The sequence below is a fragment of the Cupriavidus nantongensis genome, from assembly GCF_001598055.1.
GTDB lineage: Bacteria > Pseudomonadota > Gammaproteobacteria > Burkholderiales > Burkholderiaceae > Cupriavidus > Cupriavidus nantongensis.
This window is the reverse complement of the sequence record NZ_CP014844.1, coordinates 1,274,013-1,295,202: the sequence shown is the minus strand read 5'-3', so window position 1 is coordinate 1,295,202 and position 21,190 is coordinate 1,274,013. Positions and strand designations below refer to the sequence as shown.

At 65.1% G+C, this 21,190-nt stretch carries 25 protein-coding genes; 21 read left to right on the top strand and 4 right to left on the bottom strand.

What is annotated here, in order from left to right:
* Positions 1 to 858 precede the first annotated feature (858 nt).
* Complete coding sequence (locus tag A2G96_RS05980; protein WP_062797667.1) at positions 859 to 1,902, bottom strand: phage portal protein; 1,044 nt, start codon at positions 1,900 to 1,902, stop codon at positions 859 to 861.
* Positions 1,902 to 3,674, bottom strand: a complete 1,773-nt coding sequence (locus tag A2G96_RS05975) for a terminase large subunit domain-containing protein (RefSeq protein WP_062797665.1) — start codon at positions 3,672 to 3,674, stop codon at positions 1,902 to 1,904. Before A2G96_RS05975 ends, A2G96_RS05980 begins: the two co-directional genes overlap by 1 nt.
* A gap of 145 nt (positions 3,675 to 3,819) precedes the next feature.
* Here A2G96_RS05975 and A2G96_RS05970 point away from each other — a divergent pair, with 145 nt between their 5' ends.
* The 11 genes from A2G96_RS05970 (at position 3,820) to A2G96_RS05920 (ending at position 10,038) form a co-directional block, all read left to right on the top strand.
* Positions 3,820 to 4,668 (top strand): GPO family capsid scaffolding protein, encoded by an 849-nt coding sequence (locus A2G96_RS05970; RefSeq protein ID WP_197672300.1) that lies wholly within the window; start codon positions 3,820 to 3,822, stop codon positions 4,666 to 4,668.
* A 47-nt stretch (positions 4,669 to 4,715) separates the two neighbouring features.
* Entirely contained in the window at positions 4,716 to 5,717 is a 1,002-nt protein-coding gene (locus A2G96_RS05965; protein ID WP_062797663.1) for a phage major capsid protein, P2 family, read from the top strand.
* 16 nt (positions 5,718 to 5,733) lie between these two features.
* Positions 5,734 to 6,534, top strand: a complete 801-nt coding sequence (gpM, locus tag A2G96_RS05960; RefSeq protein WP_082818862.1) for a phage terminase small subunit — start codon at positions 5,734 to 5,736, stop codon at positions 6,532 to 6,534.
* A 101-nt stretch (positions 6,535 to 6,635) separates the two neighbouring features.
* On the top strand, positions 6,636 to 7,106 hold the full coding sequence (locus A2G96_RS05955) for a head completion/stabilization protein (protein ID WP_062797661.1): 471 nt from the start codon (positions 6,636 to 6,638) through the stop codon (positions 7,104 to 7,106).
* The gene (locus A2G96_RS05950) at positions 7,106 to 7,312 is read left to right on the top strand and encodes a tail protein X (protein ID WP_062797658.1); all 207 of its coding nucleotides are present in this window, start codon (positions 7,106 to 7,108) and stop codon (positions 7,310 to 7,312) included. Before A2G96_RS05955 ends, A2G96_RS05950 begins: the two co-directional genes overlap by 1 nt.
* A gap of 10 nt (positions 7,313 to 7,322) precedes the next feature.
* A complete protein-coding gene (locus A2G96_RS05945; protein WP_062797655.1) occupies positions 7,323 to 7,601 on the top strand; it encodes a hypothetical protein in 279 nt (92 codons plus the stop codon).
* A gap of 3 nt (positions 7,602 to 7,604) precedes the next feature.
* Positions 7,605 to 7,973 (top strand): hypothetical protein, encoded by a 369-nt coding sequence (locus tag A2G96_RS05940; RefSeq protein ID WP_062797653.1) that lies wholly within the window; start codon positions 7,605 to 7,607, stop codon positions 7,971 to 7,973.
* A complete protein-coding gene (locus tag A2G96_RS05935) occupies positions 7,970 to 8,602 on the top strand; it encodes a hypothetical protein (RefSeq protein WP_062797651.1) in 633 nt (210 codons plus the stop codon). The genes A2G96_RS05940 and A2G96_RS05935 overlap by 4 nt, the downstream gene beginning before the upstream one ends.
* Positions 8,599 to 9,096, top strand: a complete 498-nt coding sequence (locus A2G96_RS05930; RefSeq protein ID WP_062797649.1) for a hypothetical protein — start codon at positions 8,599 to 8,601, stop codon at positions 9,094 to 9,096. The genes A2G96_RS05935 and A2G96_RS05930 overlap by 4 nt, the downstream gene beginning before the upstream one ends.
* Positions 9,080 to 9,580 (top strand): phage tail protein, encoded by a 501-nt coding sequence (locus A2G96_RS05925; protein WP_062797647.1) that lies wholly within the window; start codon positions 9,080 to 9,082, stop codon positions 9,578 to 9,580. Before A2G96_RS05930 ends, A2G96_RS05925 begins: the two co-directional genes overlap by 17 nt.
* A complete protein-coding gene (locus tag A2G96_RS05920) occupies positions 9,580 to 10,038 on the top strand; it encodes a phage virion morphogenesis protein (protein WP_062797645.1) in 459 nt (152 codons plus the stop codon). Before A2G96_RS05925 ends, A2G96_RS05920 begins: the two co-directional genes overlap by 1 nt.
* Here the strand turns inward: A2G96_RS05920 and A2G96_RS05915 are convergent.
* Positions 10,004 to 10,762, bottom strand: a complete 759-nt coding sequence (locus A2G96_RS05915) for a DNA-methyltransferase (RefSeq protein ID WP_062797642.1) — start codon at positions 10,760 to 10,762, stop codon at positions 10,004 to 10,006. The genes A2G96_RS05920 and A2G96_RS05915 overlap by 35 nt on opposite strands.
* A complete protein-coding gene (locus A2G96_RS32245) occupies positions 10,707 to 10,919 on the bottom strand; it encodes a Com family DNA-binding transcriptional regulator (protein WP_082818861.1) in 213 nt (70 codons plus the stop codon). The genes A2G96_RS05915 and A2G96_RS32245 overlap by 56 nt, the downstream gene beginning before the upstream one ends.
* A gap of 244 nt (positions 10,920 to 11,163) precedes the next feature.
* On the opposite strand from A2G96_RS32245, the gene A2G96_RS05910 reads away from it, so the two are divergent.
* From A2G96_RS05910 to A2G96_RS05865, 10 genes are read left to right on the top strand one after another with little or no spacing between them, the layout of a single operon-like run.
* The gene (locus A2G96_RS05910) at positions 11,164 to 11,724 is read left to right on the top strand and encodes a phage baseplate assembly protein V (protein ID WP_062797638.1); all 561 of its coding nucleotides are present in this window, start codon (positions 11,164 to 11,166) and stop codon (positions 11,722 to 11,724) included.
* Complete coding sequence (locus tag A2G96_RS05905) at positions 11,721 to 12,074, top strand: GPW/gp25 family protein (RefSeq protein WP_062797636.1); 354 nt, start codon at positions 11,721 to 11,723, stop codon at positions 12,072 to 12,074. The genes A2G96_RS05910 and A2G96_RS05905 overlap by 4 nt, the downstream gene beginning before the upstream one ends.
* A complete protein-coding gene (locus tag A2G96_RS05900) occupies positions 12,071 to 13,009 on the top strand; it encodes a baseplate assembly protein (RefSeq protein ID WP_062797634.1) in 939 nt (312 codons plus the stop codon). Before A2G96_RS05905 ends, A2G96_RS05900 begins: the two co-directional genes overlap by 4 nt.
* Positions 13,002 to 14,240 carry a phage tail protein I gene (locus A2G96_RS05895; RefSeq protein ID WP_062797631.1) on the top strand — a complete coding sequence of 413 codons (1,239 nt, stop codon included), beginning with the start codon at positions 13,002 to 13,004 and terminating at the stop codon, positions 14,238 to 14,240. Before A2G96_RS05900 ends, A2G96_RS05895 begins: the two co-directional genes overlap by 8 nt.
* 21 nt (positions 14,241 to 14,261) lie before the next feature.
* Positions 14,262 to 16,451, top strand: coding sequence for a hypothetical protein (locus tag A2G96_RS05890; protein WP_062797628.1), 2,190 nt, complete (start codon positions 14,262 to 14,264; stop codon positions 16,449 to 16,451).
* Between the two features lie 26 nt (positions 16,452 to 16,477).
* A complete protein-coding gene (locus A2G96_RS05885; RefSeq protein WP_062797619.1) occupies positions 16,478 to 16,693 on the top strand; it encodes a hypothetical protein in 216 nt (71 codons plus the stop codon).
* Position 16,694: 1 nt separating this feature from the next.
* The gene (locus tag A2G96_RS05880) at positions 16,695 to 18,770 is read left to right on the top strand and encodes a phage tail protein (protein WP_062797617.1); all 2,076 of its coding nucleotides are present in this window, start codon (positions 16,695 to 16,697) and stop codon (positions 18,768 to 18,770) included.
* Positions 18,767 to 19,405, top strand: a complete 639-nt coding sequence (locus tag A2G96_RS05875) for a DUF4376 domain-containing protein (protein ID WP_062797614.1) — start codon at positions 18,767 to 18,769, stop codon at positions 19,403 to 19,405. The genes A2G96_RS05880 and A2G96_RS05875 overlap by 4 nt, the downstream gene beginning before the upstream one ends.
* Positions 19,406 to 19,433: 28 nt before the next feature.
* Entirely contained in the window at positions 19,434 to 20,612 is a 1,179-nt protein-coding gene (locus A2G96_RS05870; protein ID WP_062797611.1) for a phage tail sheath protein, read from the top strand.
* A 34-nt stretch (positions 20,613 to 20,646) separates the two neighbouring features.
* Positions 20,647 to 21,156, top strand: coding sequence for a phage major tail tube protein (locus tag A2G96_RS05865; protein WP_062797608.1), 510 nt, complete (start codon positions 20,647 to 20,649; stop codon positions 21,154 to 21,156).
* Positions 21,157 to 21,190: the final 34 nt, after the last annotated feature.

Below are 21,190 nucleotides of genomic sequence, written 5' to 3'. Positions count from 1 at the left end.
GTAGGAACACGAGCGAAATATGCTGCTCAATTCACAATCCCGCCCTCATGGCAAAAATAAAGTTGGCCTCCGGAAAAAGGTAATCTTGGTAATCTGTATCGCAGAATCGCCCGGAAACCGTTGTGGGACAAGGCTTTGCGGGTTTCGAGCAAAAGGTAATTTTTGGGTAACCAAAAGGTGATGTGGTTACCTTTGTGAAAGGTGATTTCGCCTCTTTGTCGATCCCTTATAAATCAATGACTTAGCAGGAAATTACCTTTTGGATTACCCTAGATTACCTTTTATGGGTAATTTTTTTGTCATTTAAAATCAATCACTTACGACCGATTTCTGGGCCCAGTTACCCAGATTACCTTTTTCCGGAGGCCGCCTGGGAAAACAGTCGCCAGCCCTGCCCTCTCCGCCGCCGCTTCCATCTGCCCCGCGCCGGACCCGCTTGCCACTGGCCACAGCGCGCAGAACTTGGCAAATCTCGTCAGATTCTTCATCGCGCCGATCGCCAGCGGCCCCAGGCCGGGCCTAGCCCGGCCGCATCCTGGCAGACCTGGCAAAAGAGACCCTTTTAGCCCGCAGGCGCGGCGGGGTCGTGTCTGCGCGCCAGCATCTTGTGTGTGATGTTTTGGGCATTTTTGCCTATTTTTTGAGCATAAGCGTCAAAATTGCGCTTATGTTCGGAGCGCTTCGGTGGATGGGCGCAGGCTGCGTGCCGCGGGGCTGGCGGGCGTCGTCCGCAAGGCGGAACGGGGGGATGACTGCGGGGGAAGTGGTTGCGAGGGGTCAGTCGGCTATTTCTGCCGGCGGACGCCGCCGACAAGAAAGCCGCCCGGAGGCGGCTGGGATTGGTACAGGGCGGCAGGCTCAGACCATGCCGATCGGCGGGGCCTCCTGGCTGACACCCACCTCATAGGGCTCGAAGTCGACCACCATCTGGCCCAGCCAATCGTTGATCTCGCGGAAGCGGTCCTGCAGTGGCTGGATCTCATTGCGAGCGAAAACCTGGGCGGCCGGCACCACGGCGCCAAAGCCGCCGGTATTACTCGGCACCACGCCGAGCAGCTGCGGCGGGATCCGGTGGGCTGCCAGCACGTCGTCGCGGCTCGCCCCCTTGATGTTGAAGAAATCGTCCTTGGCAGCCACCTCGGACACGGGGATCAGCTGCACCCCGTCCTTCTTGCCATTGGGCGAGTACAGGAACAGGTTACGGAAATTTCCCGGCCCCTTGGCTCCTTTCAGCGCTGTACGGATATTGCTAATGTCCTCTTCGTTTTGTGCCGGATCGCAGATGTACAGGATGAAACCGGCATGGCTCCCGTTGTTGTAGTACTTGCGCCGGAATAGGGTTGCGGACTCATTTAGCCAGGCTGCCTGCAGCGCGCTCATGTATTCCGGCACGCCGTAGATTTCCTGGTTGATGTCGGGCTCACGCAGATGGAACACCTGGCCAGGCGGGAACTGGTGCTCGTCTCGCCAGCCACGCACAAACCAATAGGTATCCAGGTCGGCCCCTCGCCTGGTGTACTTGGCCAGGGAATGCAGCAACGGCAGTGTGCGGCCAGTTGCGCTGGTACGTCGCTCCAGGTAGCCGTTGCCGAAGGTGAGATAGTCCAGCGCCATGGCCCCGAAGACCCCGCGCGGCAGCAGCGGGTGCGGGATGAAGGTCGACGCTAGGATGTTGCGTTTGAAGTAGATCGATGAGCTGTGGTGCGGGCTGGCGCGGAACGACTTCGCCAGGCCGTCCAGGCTGACCGGTGTCTCGTACCACTTCCCGTTATTCCAGCACTCGATGTAGTCGAGGATCTCGCGCTTGTCCATCACCGGCTCGGGATCGCCAAAGGTGAAGGCTTCCATGCGACCGGTCGCCGCGCCAGCGCCCTCCGGTGCGGTATCGATTGCGGGTTCCATCACATGATCTCCATAATGCCGCGATTCTGCGGCGTGGCGCCCTCCAGGGGCTCGTTGTCCAGTGCGTGCATCACCGCCCACGCCAGGTCAGCATGGCCAGTGACTTCAGTGCGGCTAGCGTCATAGGTGACATTGCGGCCGCTCGCGGTAAGCGTCTTGCGGATAGTCAGAAAGGCATGCGCGATCTCGGTTGCACCGGCATCGAATTCAAGGCGTCCTTTCGCGATTACGTCCTTTGCCTTAAGCACGAGGCGCGTCTTCACATCCACCGAGTACTGGTACTCGCGCACGGCCGGGAAGAACTGCCGCACCAGCTGCAGCACGCCCTGCCCCATCCCTGTCGAGTCGATCCCGATGTACGCCACGTTATAGCGCTCAGTCAGTTTCTGGATGGCGTCCGCCTGGGCTGCAAAGTCCATGCCGCGGAACTGGTGATGCTCCAGGATCCGGAACTTGCCGCCGGGCCTTGTCGGTGGCGCCACGACCACGCAGCCGGCCGTGTCACCGGTATAGGATGGGTCGTACCCAATCCATACGGGGCGATTGCCATAGGGCCGCCGTGCGTACGGCTTGATGTCTGTCCAGGTCTCCCATGAATCGACCATGCAGCGCTGCAGCTCGGCCAGCGGGAAGATCGACGCCGTGTCGTCGATGAACTCGCACATGAACAGATTGGCGAACTCTTCCGGGGTGTACTCAAACCGCAGCTCATCGATGTCGAAGAGGTCGCAGCCGCCGCGCTCTGCATCCAACAGGTTGCAGATCAAGCGCCAGATCTTGTCCTCGCCTGTGAAGCCGCTCGACAGACGCTTGTGCGAGAGATCCAGCTCGATGCGCTGATCCTTCGGACGCTTCTTATTGAAGCGCTCGCCGCTCCACAAGGCGTACGCCTGGTGCTGCATGCTCGATGGCGTCGAGAAATAGGTCTTGCGGTACTGCTTTTGCGACGCCATCGCCGACGCGACCTTGTTGAGCGCCTCAAATTGGTGCGTCCAGAAGAACTCGTCGAAGTAGAAGTTTCCGTGGTAGCCCTGCGCCGTCAGCGCATTCGTGCCGAGGAAATTCAGCTCGGCACCGTTGGCCAAGACGATGGGATCTCCCGAGAGCTTCACCCCCGTCGCCTCAAAGGCGAAGCGGGTGATGTAGTTCTTAAAGACGTGTGCCTGCTTCTTGCTGGCCGACAGGAAGATCTGGTTGCGCCCCGTCTTGATGGCATCGAGCAGCGCCTCGCGTGCGAAGTACCAGGTTGCACCGATCTGCCGCGACTTAACGATGATGCGCGTGCGCTTCTCACCGTTGCGAAACCACACCTTCTGGTATTCAAAGAGCGAGTCATTGAACGCCTCTTCCAGCTTCTCGACCTGCTCTTCCGTGAAGTCATTGCGCAGCGGCCGGCGTTTCGGCCCCGCGTTGCGCGCGTCAATGTTCGGATTGAGATCCGCCTCTCTGCCGGAGTCCGAATACTTGTGAACGCGGGCAATGCGCTCGATCTGCCGGCCTAGCAGATCAATTTCTTTGAAGTCACCACCCGTCTTCGCGTCCTTCGAGATCAACTGCACCAGGCGCGCTTCCAGTGCAGATTCCACACGGTGGATCGGGGTCGCCTTATCCCACTCTTCTGCATCCTTCCACGCCTGAACCGTGGAGCGGGCAATACCCAAGTGCTTGGCGATATAGGACACCCGCCAGCCCTGCCAGTACAGGCTGCGCGCTTGGGCCTTGGCGGACAACCTCGGGTCTAGGGTCGGGACTTCGTCGGCGGTGTCGAGCATGCCGAGAGGGTAAGCGTCCCTCGCGCGCGGGCGAGACCAGCTGAGGTTTGCTCGCCCCCAGCAAACCTATGGCTCATTGAACGATGCTTGGCACACGCCGACCATGAGCGCATTCCATTGTTCCGCCAACGACCCAGAGGCCAAGATGACGAAGAAATTCAAGAGCAAATCCTTCCGCGTTGCAACCGAGGGCGCAACGACCGATGGCCGCAACATCGAACGCAGCTGGATCGAGCAGATGGCCAAGAACTTCGACCCCAAGAAGTATGGCGCGCGCATCTGGCTCGAACACCTGCGCGGCATCCATCCGGAAAGCTCCTTCCGAGCCTACGGCGATGTGGTCGCGGTCGAATCCCGCAAGGTTGAAGACAACAAGCTGGCCCTCTTCGCTAGCATCGAACCGACCGACGATCTGATCGCCATGAACAAGGCGCGCCAGAAGATCTATACCTCGATCGAGATCGACACGAACTTTGCGAAGACCGGCGAGGCATATCTGATCGGCCTGGGTGTCACCGACTCGCCCGCCAGCCTGGGCACCGAGGTGCTGTCATTCGCGGCGAAGCAACCCGACGCCAGCCCGTTTGCCTCGCGCAAGCAGTCCAAGGAAAACCTCTTCTCTGTCGCTGTCGAAACTGACCTGGAGTTCGAAGAGGTCGATGACAGCGATGGGGACCGCGAAGCTTTTAAGACTGGCATCCTCGACAAGGTTAAGCAGATGTTCGGTCGCAAGAGCCGCTCCGACGATGCTCGCACCGGCGAGCTGACGGAAGCCATCGAACTCGTCGTCGAGGAGTTCAGCAAACAGGCAAAGACCACCGACGCATCACTTGCCAAGCTGCAAAAGCAGTACTCCGACCTGGAGGCCCAGCACAAGACCACCGCCGACGATCTCAAGGCGCTGCGCGACACGCTTGACAAGACCGACGCCAACAAGCACTCCAAGCGCCCGCCTGCGACCGGGGGCGATGGCGCCGAGAAAACCGACTGCTGATTCCGGTCAGCCCGCCCCACCCAATCAGCATCGATCGAGGAACCACCATGCAGAACGATACCCGCGTTGCCTACAACGAACTCACGGCACGCATCGCCGAACTGAACAGCGTACCGAGCGCCGCGAAGACTTTTAGCGTCACGCCGACCGTCCAGCAAACGCTGGAGACCCGCATCCAGGAATCGAGCGATTTCCTTGGGCGCATCAACATCATCGGTGTCACCGAGCAGGAGAGCGAAAAACTTGGCCTGGGCATCTCGGGCCCGATCGCGAGCCGAACTAACACGGACAATGCCGATCGCCAGCCACGGGATCTGATCGGCCTGTCGCCGGATCGGTATCGTTGCGAGAAGACCAACTACGACACGTCCATCAAGTACGCAACGCTTGATGCCTGGGCCAAGTTTAAGGACTTCCAGGCCCGCGTACGCGACATCATCATCAAGCGCCAGGCGTTGGATCGCATCGTCGTCGGCTTCAACGGCACGAGTGTCGCGCAAACCACGAACCCGGCCACGAACCCGCTGCTGCAGGATGTCAACATCGGCTGGCTGCAGAAGATGCGCACGCACGCACCGGATCGCGTGATGGACGAAGGCAGCGTGGCCGGCAAGGTACGCATCGGTGCAGCGGGAGATTACAAAAACCTCGACGCCGCTGTCTTCGACGCCGTGCAGTTGCTAGACCCTTGGTACCGCAACGACACGGCTCTCGTTGCCATCGTCGGGCGGAATCTGCTGCATGACAAATATTTCCCGTTGGTCAACGACACGACCGCGCCAACCGAGAAGCTGGCGAGCGACATCATCATCAGTACCAAGCGCGTCGGCGGCCTGCCTGCGGCCACCGTGCCCTACTTCCCCGAGAACGCGGTGCTCATTACCCGCTATGACAATCTGTCGATCTACTGGCAGACGGGTGCGCGCCGCCGCATGATTGAAGACAACCCGAAGCGCGATCGCATCGAGAACTACGAGTCCTCGAACGATGCCTATGTGGTCGAGGACTACGGTCTGTCCGCGATGATCGACAACATCGAAGCCGTCTGACGGGAAGCGACCGACTATGTCGAAACTGAGCCCCGCACTGCGCCATCAGGCCCGCGTGCGCGCAGAACTCGCTGCTGCGCACGCCGAGCCCGAATCCGAGATGGAAGGCAGTGCCTACGACCTGATGATGGCGCAGCTCATCGAGCATCGCCGCCGCCTGAAGGCAATCCAGTCGATCGAGCAAAAGATCAAGGTCAAGCGCGAGATCCTGCCGGTCTATGACGAGTGGGTCAACGGCGTGCTGGCCGCCGGCAACGGCGCCCAGGACAACGTGCTCACCACGGTGTTGGTGTGGTACATCGACGTCGGCGACTTCGCCCGCGCGCTGGACATTGCTGCCTACGCGCTGCGGCACAACCTGAAGCTGCCCGACCAGTACGACCGCAACCTGGCCACGATGCTGCTCGACGAGATTCCCGGCGCCTACTTGGCCGGCAAGATCCCGGCAGAGCCAGCGCCCGAGATCCTCGCGAAGGTCGGCGAGCTGACGCAGGACTTCGACGCGCCCGACCAGGCGCGCGCCAAGCTCTTCAAGGCATTCGGCTACGCGCAGCTCGGCAAGGTGAACGGCGGCGACACCGACATCAGCCAGGTGGCCCTGGACCGTGCCGAGATTGCTATCGTGGCGCTGCGCCGCGCCCTGGAGCTATTCGAGGGCGTCGGCGTGAAGAAGGACATCGAGCGGCTGGAGCGCCGGTTGAAGGACAGCAAGCCGGCCGACATCGGCCCGGAAAGCCCGCCCGAAGGCAACGCTGCGCCGGCGGGCGAAGCTGGCTCGACCGACACCGAGAAACAGGATTCCAGCCCGCCCGGCTGACCCGAGCACCACCCCGGCGCACGGCGGCCCGAGCGGATTGTGATGGGTTTCCTTTCCCTCCCACATGACGCTCGGCCACCGCCGTCTTTTCCAGGACCGCCATGAGCTTTGTATCCCTCGCCCCTTCTTCCACGCCCGCGGCTGATACCAGGGTCGAGAACGATGGCTGGTTTCCGGACATCGATCTCGACAAGGCCCGCAAGGCAGTTCGCCTCGACGGCTCCATCACGCCGGAGCGCTTGCTGCACGCCGCCATCAACGCGGTGATCGCTGTCAATGCCGAGCTGGCCGAGTGGAAGGCGCTGCAGCTGGCGCAGGAGCGGCCATCGCTCGGCGACGTGCCCGCGTCCAAGGTCAACGGAGAGAGCGTCCAGGTGGCTCGCTACCTGCGTGCGGTCTACAGCTTCATCAAGGCCGAGCTGGCCGAGCGGTACCGGGACTTCGACACCACCGGGGCCGGCGAACGCAAGGCGGACAACCTGGTCGAGACCGCCGATGACTACCGGCGCGACGGGCGCTGGGCCATCCGGGACATGCTGGGCGTCGGCCGCACCACGGTGGAGTTGATCTGATGCAGGTCCGCGCCGAACAGGGCGACACGCTCGATCTGCTGTGCTACCGGCACCTCGGCCACACGACCGGCGTGGTGGAGGCAGCGCTGGCGCTCAATCCCGGCATCGCGGCCCATGGCCCGATCCTGCCGCACGGATTGCCGGTCGAGCTGCCCGAGTCGAGCGCTGCGCCTGTCATCGTCCCGACCATCAAGCTATGGGATTAACGCGACCATCATGAGTCTCGAATTCGAAAAGAAGATCACCTTGGGCAACGTCCTCACGATGGCGTCGATGCTGGTCGCCACCGCGGTGGCGTATGCCAACTATCGCGCCGACATCACGGCGCACGAGGTCCGCATCGACGCGCTGGAAAAGAGCCGCACGTCGAGCGACCAGCGCATCGATCAGCATCGCGCGGAGTTCCTTGCGCAGCTGCGCGACACCCGAGCGGAAGTCAAGGAAGTCAACCATAAGCTCGATCGCCTGATCGAGCGCGGCGACAACAGGAGGTAACACGTGGAACACATCAAGAACCGTCTACGAGCCACCATTGACGCTGGTGCGTGGTATCTCATCCTGATCGGCATGGTGCTCTTCACCGTCCGGATCCCGCTCAACGCCTGGGCCGCGATCAACCTGCCGGTCGCGGTGTCGGCGCTGCAGATCGGTGGCTTCATGTTCGTGCTGGGCGGCCTCCAGACCATCATCAGCATGGTCGTCTGGCCGCAGGTCAGTCTGCGCGAGCTGATCTACGAAGCCACGCACGGGCGGAACATGGGCGCGGCACTGACGATTGTCGGCCTGATGCTCTACAACGGCCTGGGCATGCTCGCCATTGCCGTGTGGGTGTCGGGCGGCATGGGCTTCGCCGCGGGCGGCCGATGATCCCCGCCCACGCGCCGGCCGTGCTCGCGCAGCTGCTGGCGATCCTGCCCGCCTACTGGCCGGACATGCCGCTGCCGAGCTTTCTCGCCGCGCAGATCGAGCAGGAGACCTGCATCACGCTGCAGCACGGCAAGTGCTTTTCCGAACGCGCCGAGCTGAAGACCAGCCGCGAGTACGGCTTCGGGTTGGGCCAGCTGACCATCACCGCGCGCTTCAACGCCTTCCAGGAAGTGAAGGCGCTCCACCCGGATCTGCGCGACTGGCCCTTCGAGGCGCGCTACGACCGACGGATGCAGCTGATCGCCCTGGTGGTGAAGGATCGGCATCACTATCGCGGCTGCGCACCGCTGATGGCCACCGCGCGCGACACGCTCGCCTGCGTGGCCGCGCAGTACAACGGCGGCACTGGTGGCTTCCTGGCCGACCGCCGCTTGTGCGCCAACACGGCCGGATGCGATCCGCGCGTGTGGTTCGGCCACATCGAGCACACCAGCCTGAAGGCCAGGCGGCTGGCCTCCGGCTACGGCAAGAGCTTCTTCGAGATCAACCGGGAGTATGTGCGCAACGTGCTCCTGGTGCGCCGCCCGAAGTACGCGGCCCTGATGGATGACGTCAGGGGGAACCGATGAACCCGCTCACCAAGGTACTCGCCGCGGCGCTGGCCGTCCTCGCCATCCTTGGCGCCTTCTATGTCCAGCACCAGCAGCTGCAGGAAGCCACCACCCTGGCCGCCGATGAAAAGCGGCGCGCTGACAGCGCCGAGCGCATTGCCAAGGACCGCAAGACCGATACGGTGGTCGTGACCGAGTATGTGGATCGCGTCCAGGTCGTGAAAGAGCGCGGCCGGGACATCATTGTGAAGGTGCCCGTCTATGTCCCCAAAGAAGCCGATGATCGCTGCATTGTCAACGCTGGCTTTGTGCGCGTGCACGACGCCGCCGCCGCCAACGTGCAACTGGGAGATCCCGGAGACGCTGATGCGGCCCCCTCGGGCATTGCACTCTCTACCGTCGCCGCCACCGTCGCCGGCAACTACACCGCCGCTCACGAGACCGCCGAGCAGCTGATCGCGCTGCAGACGCTGCTCAGACGCCGCCAGGAAAACCATGCTCAAGCCGAATAGCCTGCGCGCCCACCTAACCGGCGCTAATCCCGACCTGCAGGCCAATCCCGACAAGCTGTCGGTCTTCATCGACCAGGGCCGCTTGGTCAGCACCGGCACCGCCTCGCTGTCCTGCGAATACCGCTACACGGTCAACCTGGTGCTGCAGGACTACGCTGGCACGGCCGATGCCGTCATGCTGCCGATCCTGGCCTGGGTCAAGGTGCACCAGGCGGATCTGCTGGCCAACCAGCAGTCGCGCGAAAAGGGCATCCGCTTCCTGGTCGACGTACTCGCCAACGACAGGTGCGACTTGAGCATCGAGATCGACCTGACCGAGCGCGTGATCGTCAAGCCCGGGACAGGGGCCAATGCCAACCGGCTTGAGGTCAAGCATGCGGCCGAGCCGCAGCTGGCCGCGCCCTACGCCGACGAGGCGACCTGGGCGCTATATTCGGGCGACAACCTGCTGGCGGAGTGGCAGGTGCCGAAGGTGCTCGGCTGATGGAAGACCTGCAGGCGCTCGCGACCTGGCTCGCGCCGCAGCTGGCTGCGCTCACGCCGCAGGAGCGCCGCGGCCTCGCGCGCCAGGTTGCCCAGGACATGCGCCGCGCCAACCAGGCGCGCATCAAGGCCCAAGCCGATCCCGACGGTGCCGCGTTCGTGCCGCGCAAGATCCCGCGCGCACCGATCCGCGGCAAGGCCGGGCGGATCCGGCGGGCGATGTTCGAGAAGCTGCGCACGGCGCGCTTCATGAAGGCGAAGGGCGAGGACGCCGCGGCCGTGGTCGACTTCGCCGGCTCGGCCGGGCGCCTCGCGCACGTGCACCACTTCGGCCTGCGCGATCGCGTGAACCGCAGCGGCGGGCCGGAGTACTCCTACCCCTCCCGCCGCCTGCTGGGCTTCGCGCCGGAAGACATCGAGCGCGTCACCGACCTGCTGTTGGATCACCTGGCGAGGTAGCCTGAAGGCGCTCGGTTGCCACCAAGTAGTAGTGCGGATTCAGCTCGGCGCCGATCCAGTTGAGACCCGCCTCCTTCGCGGCGACCAGGAACGTGCCGGAACCCGCGAAGAGATCGCACACGGTGCCCTCGGGCCGCACCAGCCTCACCACTTCGCGGGCCAGCTCGAGCGGCTTCACGGTCAGGTGGATCTTGTCCCGGTGCAGGCGCACCGGGAAGACGCCGGGCAGGTATACCGCCTGCGCCTCCATCTTGCCGCGGCTGGCCCACACGATGAACTCGGCTTGCTGCGTGAAGCCGCCCTTGCGCGGCCTGGCGCCGCCCGCCGTCTTGTCCCACACCGCCACGCCGCGGATGGTGAAGCCTGCCGCCTGCACGGCATCGGTCAGCGCCGGCAGCTGGCGCCAGTCGATGAAGCACACCAGGTAGCCACCAGGACGTGCCGCGCGATGGGCGGCAGACAGCCACGTCGTGCACCAGAACACCCAGGATCGCTGATCCATGTTGTCGTGGTCGAAGTCCTCATAGGTCACGGACTTGCCGGCGCTGTACTTGCTGACCGGCGCTTGCTGGCGCGTGCCGGCGTGCAGGCCACCCGACGAGTACGGCGGATCCGTGAAGAACATGTCGATCGAAGCGGGCGGCAACGCGCGCACGAGCTCGAGCGCGTCAATCTTGTGCAGGGCGTTGAGGTGAAGGGTTTTGGGGTGTTTCTTCGCGGGCATGAGCGTCCTCTGCGTTGGACGCTCGGTGGCGTGCGGATGAGGGGCGCGTGGCCCTCAAGCTGTTGATCGTGCCGCAGCGCGGGCACTTGATGACGAGGTGGACGTAGACGCCCACCCCGAGTTTGCGCGAACACTGTCCGCAGCGGATCTCCTGCATCGGGGTACCTTCCGACATGTGATAGCCTTGTGCCGCCTGTGCACAGGTGGCGCGGCCTCGGCCAAACTGCAGGATCCTCTGCGGTGCGGTGGCGTGCCCGGTGTTCCACCACCGGACACGTCGCCGCGTCTTAAATCGCACTGTCTCATGGGTCGCGCGCGCGCGACATGACGCGCAAGTTTGTCCGCATCCGGCAAACTTCCCTCTACGTGCGTCGCACGTAGGCTCCCGGCACCATCGCTGCATGGAGCCGATCACCGACCTTCTCGAACTTTCCCGCCTGCTGCACAACCTGGTGCGCCTCGGCACGGTCGCCGAGATCGACCCGGCCCGCCCTAAGCGCGTGCGCGTGCAAAGCGGCACGCTGCTCACCAACTGGCTGCGCTGGATCACGCCACGCGCGGGCGACACGCGTGACTGGGATCCGCCGACCCGTGGCGAGCAGGTGATTCTGTTCTCTCCGAGCGGTGATATCGCCGCCGCCCTGGTGCTGCCCGCCGTCTACTGCGACGAGCATGACGCCCCGACGCTCGATCGCAACAAGACCTTGCGCCGCTTCCCCGACGGCGCCGAGGTGGAGTACGACCACGTCGAGCACGCAATGCGCATCACGTTGCCCGATGGCGGCACGGTGGCGGTGATCGCGCCGATCAAGATCACGCTCGACACGCCGCTCGTGCACTGCACAGGCAACGTGCGCGTCGATGGCGATGTCATCGCGGGCGAGGAAGGCGTGAGCCAGCTTCACCACAAGCACGACGAGGTGCGCCGCGGTACCGAAGTCAGCGGGGAGCCCGTCGTATGAGCGGCATGCACGCCAGCACCGGCCGCGCGTTATCTGGCGTTGCCCACATCGAGCAGTCGGTCGCGGACATCATCACCACGCCGATCGGCACGCGCGTCGAGCGCCGCGACTACGGCAGCAACGTGCCCTTCCTGATCGACCAGCCGAACAACGGCGCCACCGCCGTGCGCGTCTACGCGGCCACCGTGGCCGCGCTGTGGCGCTGGGAGCCGCGCGTGCGCGTGGCCCGGCTGAACCTGACCCGCGACATGGATGGCAGCGCCGCCCTGACGCTCGACGGCTCTGTCATCGATCGCGCCGGCCGCCAGGTGCCGCTACGCCTCGATGTCCCACTCACGGCGGCGCCATGAACGCGATTGATCTCGACCGCCTCCCTGCGCCCAAGGTTATCGAGGAGCTCGATTTCGAGGTGCTGCTGGCCGCGCTGATCGCCAAGGCCATTGCCCGGTATCCCGAGTTTGCCGACGTGATCGGCCTCGAGTCCGAGCCTGCACGCAAGTTGCTGGAAGTCGCGGCCTACCGTGACATGCTGCACCGCGAGCGCATCAACGATGCTGCGCGCGCGCTGCTGCTCGCCTACGCCATGGATTCGGACCTCGACCACCTCGGCGCCCGCGTCGATGTGGAGCGCCTCCCCGGCGAAAAGGACGAGCGGTTCAAGCCGCGCGTCAAGGCCGGCAACTCGCTGCTGGCCGCGGCCGGACCCAGCAATGCCTACCGCGCCCACGTGATGCGCGTCTCGACCGATATCGTCGACGTCAACGTCGACTCGCCGATCGACGGCCAGGTCGCGGTCGCCGTGCTGGCGCGCGAGCGCGTGCCTGTGTCCGAGGCCACCGAGGTGGAGATCCGCCACGGCCGCGCGGCTTTCCCGGATCAGCCGGAAGACGAGACCCTGGTCGACATCATTGCGCGCAGCGGCTCACGCGTCATGAACGCCGTGCGGCGCGCACTCAACGCTGAGGAAGTCCGTCCGCTGACCGACTGGCTGGTCGTGGCGCCGCCGAGCGTCATCGAGTACCAAACGCACGCCACGCTGACCCTCTACCCAGGCACCGAGCCAGACCTCGTTGTGGTCGAGGCCCAGCGGCGCTGGGCGACCTACCGCGACAGCACTCGCAAGATCGGCTACGACGTGACGCGCGCCGGCATTACGGGCGCCGCTGCTGCGCCAGGCGTGCAGAACGTGCTTCTGTCCGCCCCGGCGGCGGACGTGGTGACCAGCCCGCTGCAGCTCGCGCTGTGCACGGCCGAGCAGATCCTGCCCGGAGACACCCGTGTCTGAGCGCGTCGCGTCGCTGCTGCCGCCCAACGCCACGCCGCTGGAGCGCGCCATCGAGCAGGTCACGGTCACCGAGCCGGATCCGGGCATCCTGCGTCTGCTGTACCAGCCTCACGCCATTCCCTTTCGGCTACTGCCGTGGCTGGCCTGGGCCGAGGACGTTCCCATCTGGCCGAAGCGCGACAACGCGGCCGCCGACGAGGCGATCAAGCGCGACCTGGTCGCCAACAGCTGGCGCCTGCATCGGCTGCAGGGCACGCTGGCCGGTCTGCGCCGCATGGCGCATTACGCGGGCGCGCGCATCGTCGGCGTCTTCACGCCACCGTCAAAGAACTTCCTCGCGCCAGCCCTGACGAACGCCGAGCGCGCCGCCTTCCGGGCGCTCTACCCGCAGCTGCGGATCTACCGCTATCGCACCATCGGCCAGCGCCAGGGTGCGATGCTGCACGGCGCCCACCTGGGCCACGGCGTGTTCCCGCTGATCTCCGATGCGATCGCACGCATCGCCCCCCGCGCGTACCTCTACCGCGACGGCGTGGAATCCGAACTGGCCATTCTGCAGCGCTCCAGCACCACCAGCACGCGCACCGCCATCACGGAGGTCGAGGTGCGCGCGCCAGGCGTACGCCGGCACGTGTCCTTCATCGCTGGGCATCCTCGGTACCTGGCAACCAGCGACGCGCGCCAGCGGATCTACAACCTGCAGCTGGCCGATGCCTACCAGCAGACCGACGACGCGCTGTCCTACACCACGATCACCCCGTCACTCACGCCGATCGACGTGCGCTTCGACAACGTGGCGGAGATCGGGCACGCGCGGGGCGTCTTTCTCGGCGCGGCGCAGCTCGGGCAGTCCTACCGGGTGCTGGCGCTCAGTACAGCCCGCGACCGGCTGTACCAGCGGCTGGCCGTCTTCGACCCAGACATCGAGGTCTCGCGCGTGCGCGCCGCCCTGCATTTTGGCGGCCAGCACCGGCTCGGCTTCCCCGCCCACAACGCCGAGCTGCGCGTCGAGATCCGCGGCCGGCGCACGCTGCGGCACGCCGGCCGCTTCGTCGTCGGCCACACCGTCACATCCGACCAGCGACCGCTTTCCGAGGCGCTGGCGGCCATGCGCTGGGCCAAACGCCTGTCCGATCGGATCGCGATCGATACCGCGATCCGACGCCCCGAGGCCGCAGGCGCGCACCTGGTCGCTGGCGATGTCATCGCAGGCGAGTGGAACGAACGCTAGTCACCCAACACCGGAGCCACCATGGAAAAGAAAGTCCTCTTCCGCGACCGACAGGAGTTGCAACAGTCGGATCTGAACAACATCGAAACCTATGCGGCCGACTCCATCCGGCACATCGTCGCGGACGGCATCGCCGCCGGCCTGCGCTTTACCGGCGGCGCCGTCACCAGCACCGCGGCGACCGAGGTGACCGTCGCCCCGCTGCGGCTGTACGCCGATGGCCAGGTCTACGTGTCGGAGCAGGAGGAAACGCTCAACCTCTTCCAGTACCTGCCGCTGGTGGCAAAGCGCATTGTCACGGTGGTCGTGTTCGGCACGCCCGTGGAGACCCTCGTCGAGCCGCGCGACTTCCTGATCGACCTGACCTCGGGCGCCACGCAGCCGCAGGCCGTCGCCATGCAGCAGCTGCACAAGGCCAACGTCAACCTGCTCGCCGGTGCCGAGTCCGCTGATCCGCAGGCGCCTGCGCTGCAATCCGGCACGCTGGCGATCGCCGATATCGTACTAATCCCCACCGGCGTCGAGCGCATCGACGTGCGCGTCGCCGCGCGCCTGCCGAACCTGGCGGAGCAGGCATCCCGTGTGCGGGATCTCGAAACGTGGCGCGCGCGCACCGACCCGCGTGTGTCGAGCATCGCCACCGATCTGGCTGCGCTGTCGACCAAGACCGAAGGGCTGGCACAGCAACGCCAGGTGGTGGAGCTGGCCGCCGAGCTGGCTCGCGTGCGCGGCAAACTGAATCTGCCGGCCACCTTCATGGCGGCCGATAGCGACTTCTTTGAAGACGACGGCCACACCGACACCGCGGCAACCGGGCAGACCGCCATCGTGCAGGCCGGGCTGCAGTTCCCGCTCGCAGCCAGCTACCAGGTTGCCATCGCGCTCTTCAACCCTTTCGAGCCGGCCGTCAGCCGCTCGGCCAGCGACCAGGTGCTACCGGCGTATCAGGAAGCCGTGCGGATCGCCACGACCGGCTACGCGGGCGATATCAGCTTGTCGCAGTACCAGGTCCAGACTCACACGCTGCGCGAGTACACCACCACGCGGTGGGAATACCGCTACGGCTGGCACTGGAACTACTACGCGAACTGGTACCTCAGCCGGTACTACAAGGCGCGCGGGGACTATCGATACCTGTTCCGCCATGACGAGCCGAAGCGCTATGGCTATTACGTCGAGCGCAAGGAGACCAACTACGAGCTGGAGACCAGCACCACGAACTACAACGGCGTGTTGCTGGCGCAGACCGTGCTGGTCGCCAATGCGATGTGGCTCACCAAGGTGGGCCTGTACTTCACCCAGGTGGCCGCTGCCGGCGACGTGCACCTGGTCGTCTGCGAAACCGAGGGCGGCAAGCCGGATCTGGGCAAGGTTGTCAGTCGCGTCACGGTGCCGGCGGCAAACCTGAAGCGCTACCCCGTCGAGACCACCATTCCGGTCGAGCCGGCGCTGCTGGAAGCCGGCAAGCGTTACGCCATCGTCCTCATCACCCAGGGTGACCATCGCGCGGCCGTCGTCTCGGGCAACAACTACACGCAAGGCACGCTCTTCTTCGGCACGGACGGCGACTACTTCACGGGCGACATCACCAAAGACCTGATGTTCTCGCTCTACTCCGCCGTCTTCCGCCAGCCACGCACCGAGGTTTCCCTCCAGGCGATCTCCCTGGCGGGCGGCATCAGCGATCTGACCCTGCAACCCAACCAGGTGGTCCCGGAAGGCACGTCGCTGCACTACGAGATCCAGGTGGGCGGCAAGTGGTACCGGCTCGATGACGACACCGCCAATCGGCTGGCCGATGCACCGGACATCGTGCCGCTGCGCGTGGTCATGATCGGCACGTCGGACCTCGCGCCCGCCCTGGTGCTACGTGCCAACGCGGTGCGCGGCTCGCGCGCGGCCACGGCCTTCACGCACTGGAGCAAGCTGCGGACGCTGGCCGCGCCCAGCACCACGATCCAGGTGCAGGTAGTCGTGGCGCAGTGGGATGCGGCGAACCACACCCTTTCGGCGCAAATCAAGAGCGGCGCGACCACCTACAACCCGACCGCAACCGCCACCAAGGACGAACCGGATGGCAAGGCCAAGCGCATCACCTTCACCTTTGCGCCGAACCCTGGCATCACCGAGTACCAGATCAAGCTGGCCGGCTCGCGCAACGCGGCATCGGCCCCATTCGTCGTCGTCGAGCGCACCGACGTGGCGCTGTGATCGCCTAGCCCTGACAGGAGAAACCCATGGCAACCAAAACGACCCCCAAGCCAGCGCCGGCTCCCTCCCAGTTCGCCGACCTCGACGACGCAGGCCAGTACCGCGTCACGCTGTCCGACCGCCTGCCGGTGTTCGGCCAGGTCTTCTATCCGGGGCAGGACCTGGTGCTGCGCGGCGATGTCGTGAAACAGCACGCGGACGTGATTCTGACCGCGGAATCGGCCTCTACCGAAGCGAACTGACATGCCGCGCAACTTCGACCGGTACCGGATGATTGACGGGCGGACCCGGCTGGGCGCCGCCTACTTCAATGCGATCTGGACGGACATCGACCTTCGCCTGGCCGAGCTCGAGCAGATCGAGATCACTTGGGAAGATGCGGTGCGCCAAGTCTCCGAGTTCGGACTGGTCCGCATCAACCAGGTGCTGGCTGGTCCGATCCAGGAGATCAATACGGAGATGGGAAAGCTGCGCACGGCGCTGGCCGGCTTGCCGTACGCGGTGACGTCGGCCGAGCTGGCGACCGCGCTGCAGCAGCAGGACCAGGCGCGCGCACAGCTGGCCAGCACGATCAATGCGGCGATCGCCGAGATCAATACCGACCTGGCGCAGCTCGGCGGCCCGCAGCTGCCGCTGCTCCCGACCGGCGTCGACGCCGGCATCTACGGCGGCGCCGCGGCGATCCCCGTGCTGCAGATCGGTCCGGACGGGCGCGTGGTGCATGCCGAGAACATCGCCATCGAGGTGCAGTCGAGCGTCGTCGTGTCGGTCCCGCAGGTGAGCGCACCAGCGGTTGCCGGTGCCGGCTACCCGCACACCATCACCGCCTCCGCGCAGAGCCTGCTGGCCGCCCCGACTGCGATCGCCAGCTTCGACTTTGTGTTGCCAGACGGCAGCGTCGTGAATCGCCCGGCCGCCAGCGGCAGCGCGACCTGCATCTTCACGGTAACCGCCGCGGTGGGGTCGACCATCACGATGAAGGCACGCGCGATCGACACGCTGGGCAACCGCTCCGCTCCCGCGCAGACCACCAGCTCGGTGGTCAGTGCCGGTGTGCAGCAGCCGGCGATCACGGCGCCGGCATCGGGCGCCACGACCAACCTGACGCCGTCCGTCACATCCAACGCCTTCACGCCCGTCGGGCTGTCTGACACGCACGAGATGTCCGACTGGGAGATCCGCAACGCCCCGAACGGCGGCGGCGCCGTGGTGGTCAGCAGCTCGAGCAGCACGGCGAACAAGACCACCTGGACAGTTCCTGCCGGCAATCTCGCCGATGGCGTCACCTACTACGCGCGCGTGCGCCACAAAGGCACAAATCTCGGCTGGTCGAGCTGGTCGGCCGATCTATCCTTTGTCGCGCGCGTACCCAGCGTTGCCAAGCCCTCGATCGTTGCTCCGGTGGACGGCGCCACGGGCGTGGGCCGGAAACCGACCATTACGTGCAGCGCATTCTCGGTAATCGCTGGCACCGATACGCACGCGGCGACCGAATGGGAATTGGTAGAGACGTTGGGCGGCACCAATTACCTGTCGGGTTCGACGGCAGCCGTAACCAGCGTCGCTCTCTCCATGACCGGCCTGAAGTTTGAGACGACTTACAGTGCGCGCGTCCGCCACAAGGGCGCCAGTCTTGGCTATTCGGAGTGGTCAGACTATGTCAGCTTCACCACGCTCGCCGACCCATATCCGGACAGCATGATCGGGACGGCAATGCTGGGTGGGTATTTGGCAGGCAAGCGGACCTACGGGACCGACCTGTACGCAGTCATCGTCGCCCCCAAGTCGACCGAGGTCTCGCGACAGTACTTCAGCAGCGGAACGGACAACAGCAACACCACCGCTACCGGCTGGATCGATGGCCTCACCAACTCCAACGCGATCAATGACTCATCCCACCCTGCCGCGCAGTACTGCCGCAGCCTGAGCACTGGGGGCTACAACGACTGGTATCTGCCGGCGCGGGCAGAGCTGTCGTATGTCTTTACCCAGTTCAAGCCATCCACCACGCAGAACTACGATCAGCGGCCATATCGCAACACCACCTATTTCTCCGCTGGCAACGGTTTGGATGGCGGCGGAAACGGTCAGGAGAACACGTTCGGCGTGAATCCCTATTCGACGACTGACCCCGCGCAGACAGGGATTGCGGCGTTCAAGAGCGGCGGCGCGCAAGCCTACGGGACTGGCACGTACATCGCATCAAACAGCCACACGACCAGCAATTGTTGGGGGCAGCAGTTCAGCGATGGGAAGCAGGTTTCCGTTTCCAAGACGACCTCGTCGACGGTCCGTGCGATCCGGAGGGTTCTCGTATGAGCCTGCACGTTCGCTACACCTACATCGACCGCGACAGCGGCCTGGACGGTGCCAGCGGCCCCGTCGCAATCCCAACCGAGCCGGCGTTGCCAGGCCTGCAGTTCGTCTTCGCGAGGGAAAGCCAGTACCCGGCCGTCGTGCCCGAGCTGTTTGGCACCTGCGACGCGGCGCCGGCCGATACGCCTGGGCTGCTCGCCGTATTGTCAGAGGCGGAGTTCGAAGCCGCGCTTGCCGCCGAGCTCGCGGCGCGGCTGGCAGTCGCCCAGGCCCGCTTGATCGAGCAGATCGAGATCGAGCGGCGCACGGCCGAACGGCGCCCCTTCGCCTTCCGGGGTGTCCTGGTCGACGCGGACCCCGCGTCAGCGCTGCGCATTCTGGCTCGCGCGGAAGCCGCGCGGGCGGCCCTGGTCGCGGCCGAGCCGTTCGCCGTGCGCTGGGAAGCCAGCGGCACCACGCTCGACCTGGACGCCGCCGGCGTGCAGGACATGGCCGTCGCGCTCGCCGCCCACCACGAGGCCGCGCACGCCAACGCACGCGCGCTGAAAGCGGCCGTGCGCGCCATCACCGACCCCGCCGATATCGACCACCTCACCGACATCGACGTCTTTGCCGGCTGGCCCGGCGCCGCTTCGTAATTCCCTTCCACCACTGGAGCACAGCACCATGCCCACCCAATACCATCACGGCGTCCGCGTCATCGAGCTGAACGAAGGCACGCGGCCCATCCGCACGATCGAAACGGCTGTTATCGGCCTAGTGGCCACCGCTGACGATGCCGATGCCGTCACCTTCCCGCTGAACAAGCCCGTGCTGCTGACCAACGTGCACACTGCGGCCGGCAAGGCCGGCGACACGGGTACGCTGGCGCGCACGCTGGAAGCGATCGGGAACCAGGCCAAGCCTCTTACGGTCGTCGTGCGCGTCGACGAAGGCGCCGACGAAGCCGAGACCACCAACAATGTCATCGGCGGCGCCACGGCGAACGGCGAATACACCGGCATCAAGGCGCTGCTGGCGGCCCAGGCGAAGCTCGGCGTGAAGCCGCGCATTCTCGGCGCACCGGGCCTGGATACGAAGGCCGTCACGAACGCCATGGTATCGGCCGCCCAGCAGCTGCGTGCCTTTGCCTACGCGAGCACCTGGGGTGCCAAGACGAAGGAAGAGGCCACCGCCTACCGCACGGAGTTCGGTCAGCGTGAGTTGATGCTGCTCTGGCCGGACTTCCTGGGCTGGGATACCGACGCCGCGGCCGAGAAGACCATTCCGGCCACCGCCTACGCGCTCGGCTTGCGCGCCAAGCTCGACGAGGAGATCGGCTGGCACAAGACGCTCTCCAACATGGTGGTCAATGGCCCCACGGGAATCTCGCGCGACGTGTTCTGGGATCTGCAGGATCCGGCCTCCGACGCAGGGTACTTGAACGGCCGCGAAGTCACCACGCTGATCCGCAACGGCGGCTATCGCTTCTGGGGGTCGCGCACCACCGACAAGGACGGGTTCTTCTTCTTCGAGAACTACACCCGCACCGCGCAGGTGCTGGCCGACACGATTGCCGAAGCGCATTTCGCCTTCGTCGACAAGCCGCTTCACCCATCGCTCGCGCGTGACCTGATCGAGAGCATCAACGCCAAGTTCAGCGACTTGCGATCGAAGGGCTACATCCTCGGTGGCAGCGCCTGGTACGACGAAGAAGCCAACAGCAAGGAGACCCTCAAGGACGGCCAGTTCTGGGTGGACTACGACTACACGCCGGTCCCGCCGCTGGAGAACCTGAATTTCCGCCAGCGCCTCACCGACCGCTACCTGGCCGACTTCGGCGCGCGTATCGCGGCTTCGGTCTGATCGCTGCCCGCTACCCAACACACTAGGAGCCAACATGGGACTGCCCAGAAAACTGAAAGACTTCAACCTGTTCAACGACGGCGAGTCGTATGCCGGCGATGTGCCGGAGCTGACCTTGCCGAAGCTGTCGCGCAAGATGGAGGAATACCGCGCCGGCGGCATGCCTGGACCCATCGAGATCGACTTCGGCAACGAGCTGATCGTGCTCGAATGGACCGCTGGCGGCGTGCTGGAAAGCGCGCTGAAGCAGTATGGACTGGCGACCCACAACGGCGCACTGCTGCGCTTCTCGGGCGCCTACCAAAGCGAGGACAGCGAAGAGGTCGATTCCGTCGATGTGGTCGTACGCGGCCGTCACAAGGAAATCGACTTTGGCAACGCGAAGCCGGCCGAAGACACCCAGCACAAGTACACGACCACCTGCAGCTACTACAAGCTGACTGTCAACGGCGAGACGCTGATCGAGATCGACATTCCGAACCGGATCGTTATGGTCGGCGGCGTCGACCGCTACGCGCGCATCCGCAAGGCCATTGGCCTGTAACTCGCGGGGCGCGTTGTTCGCGCCCCTTCCTTCC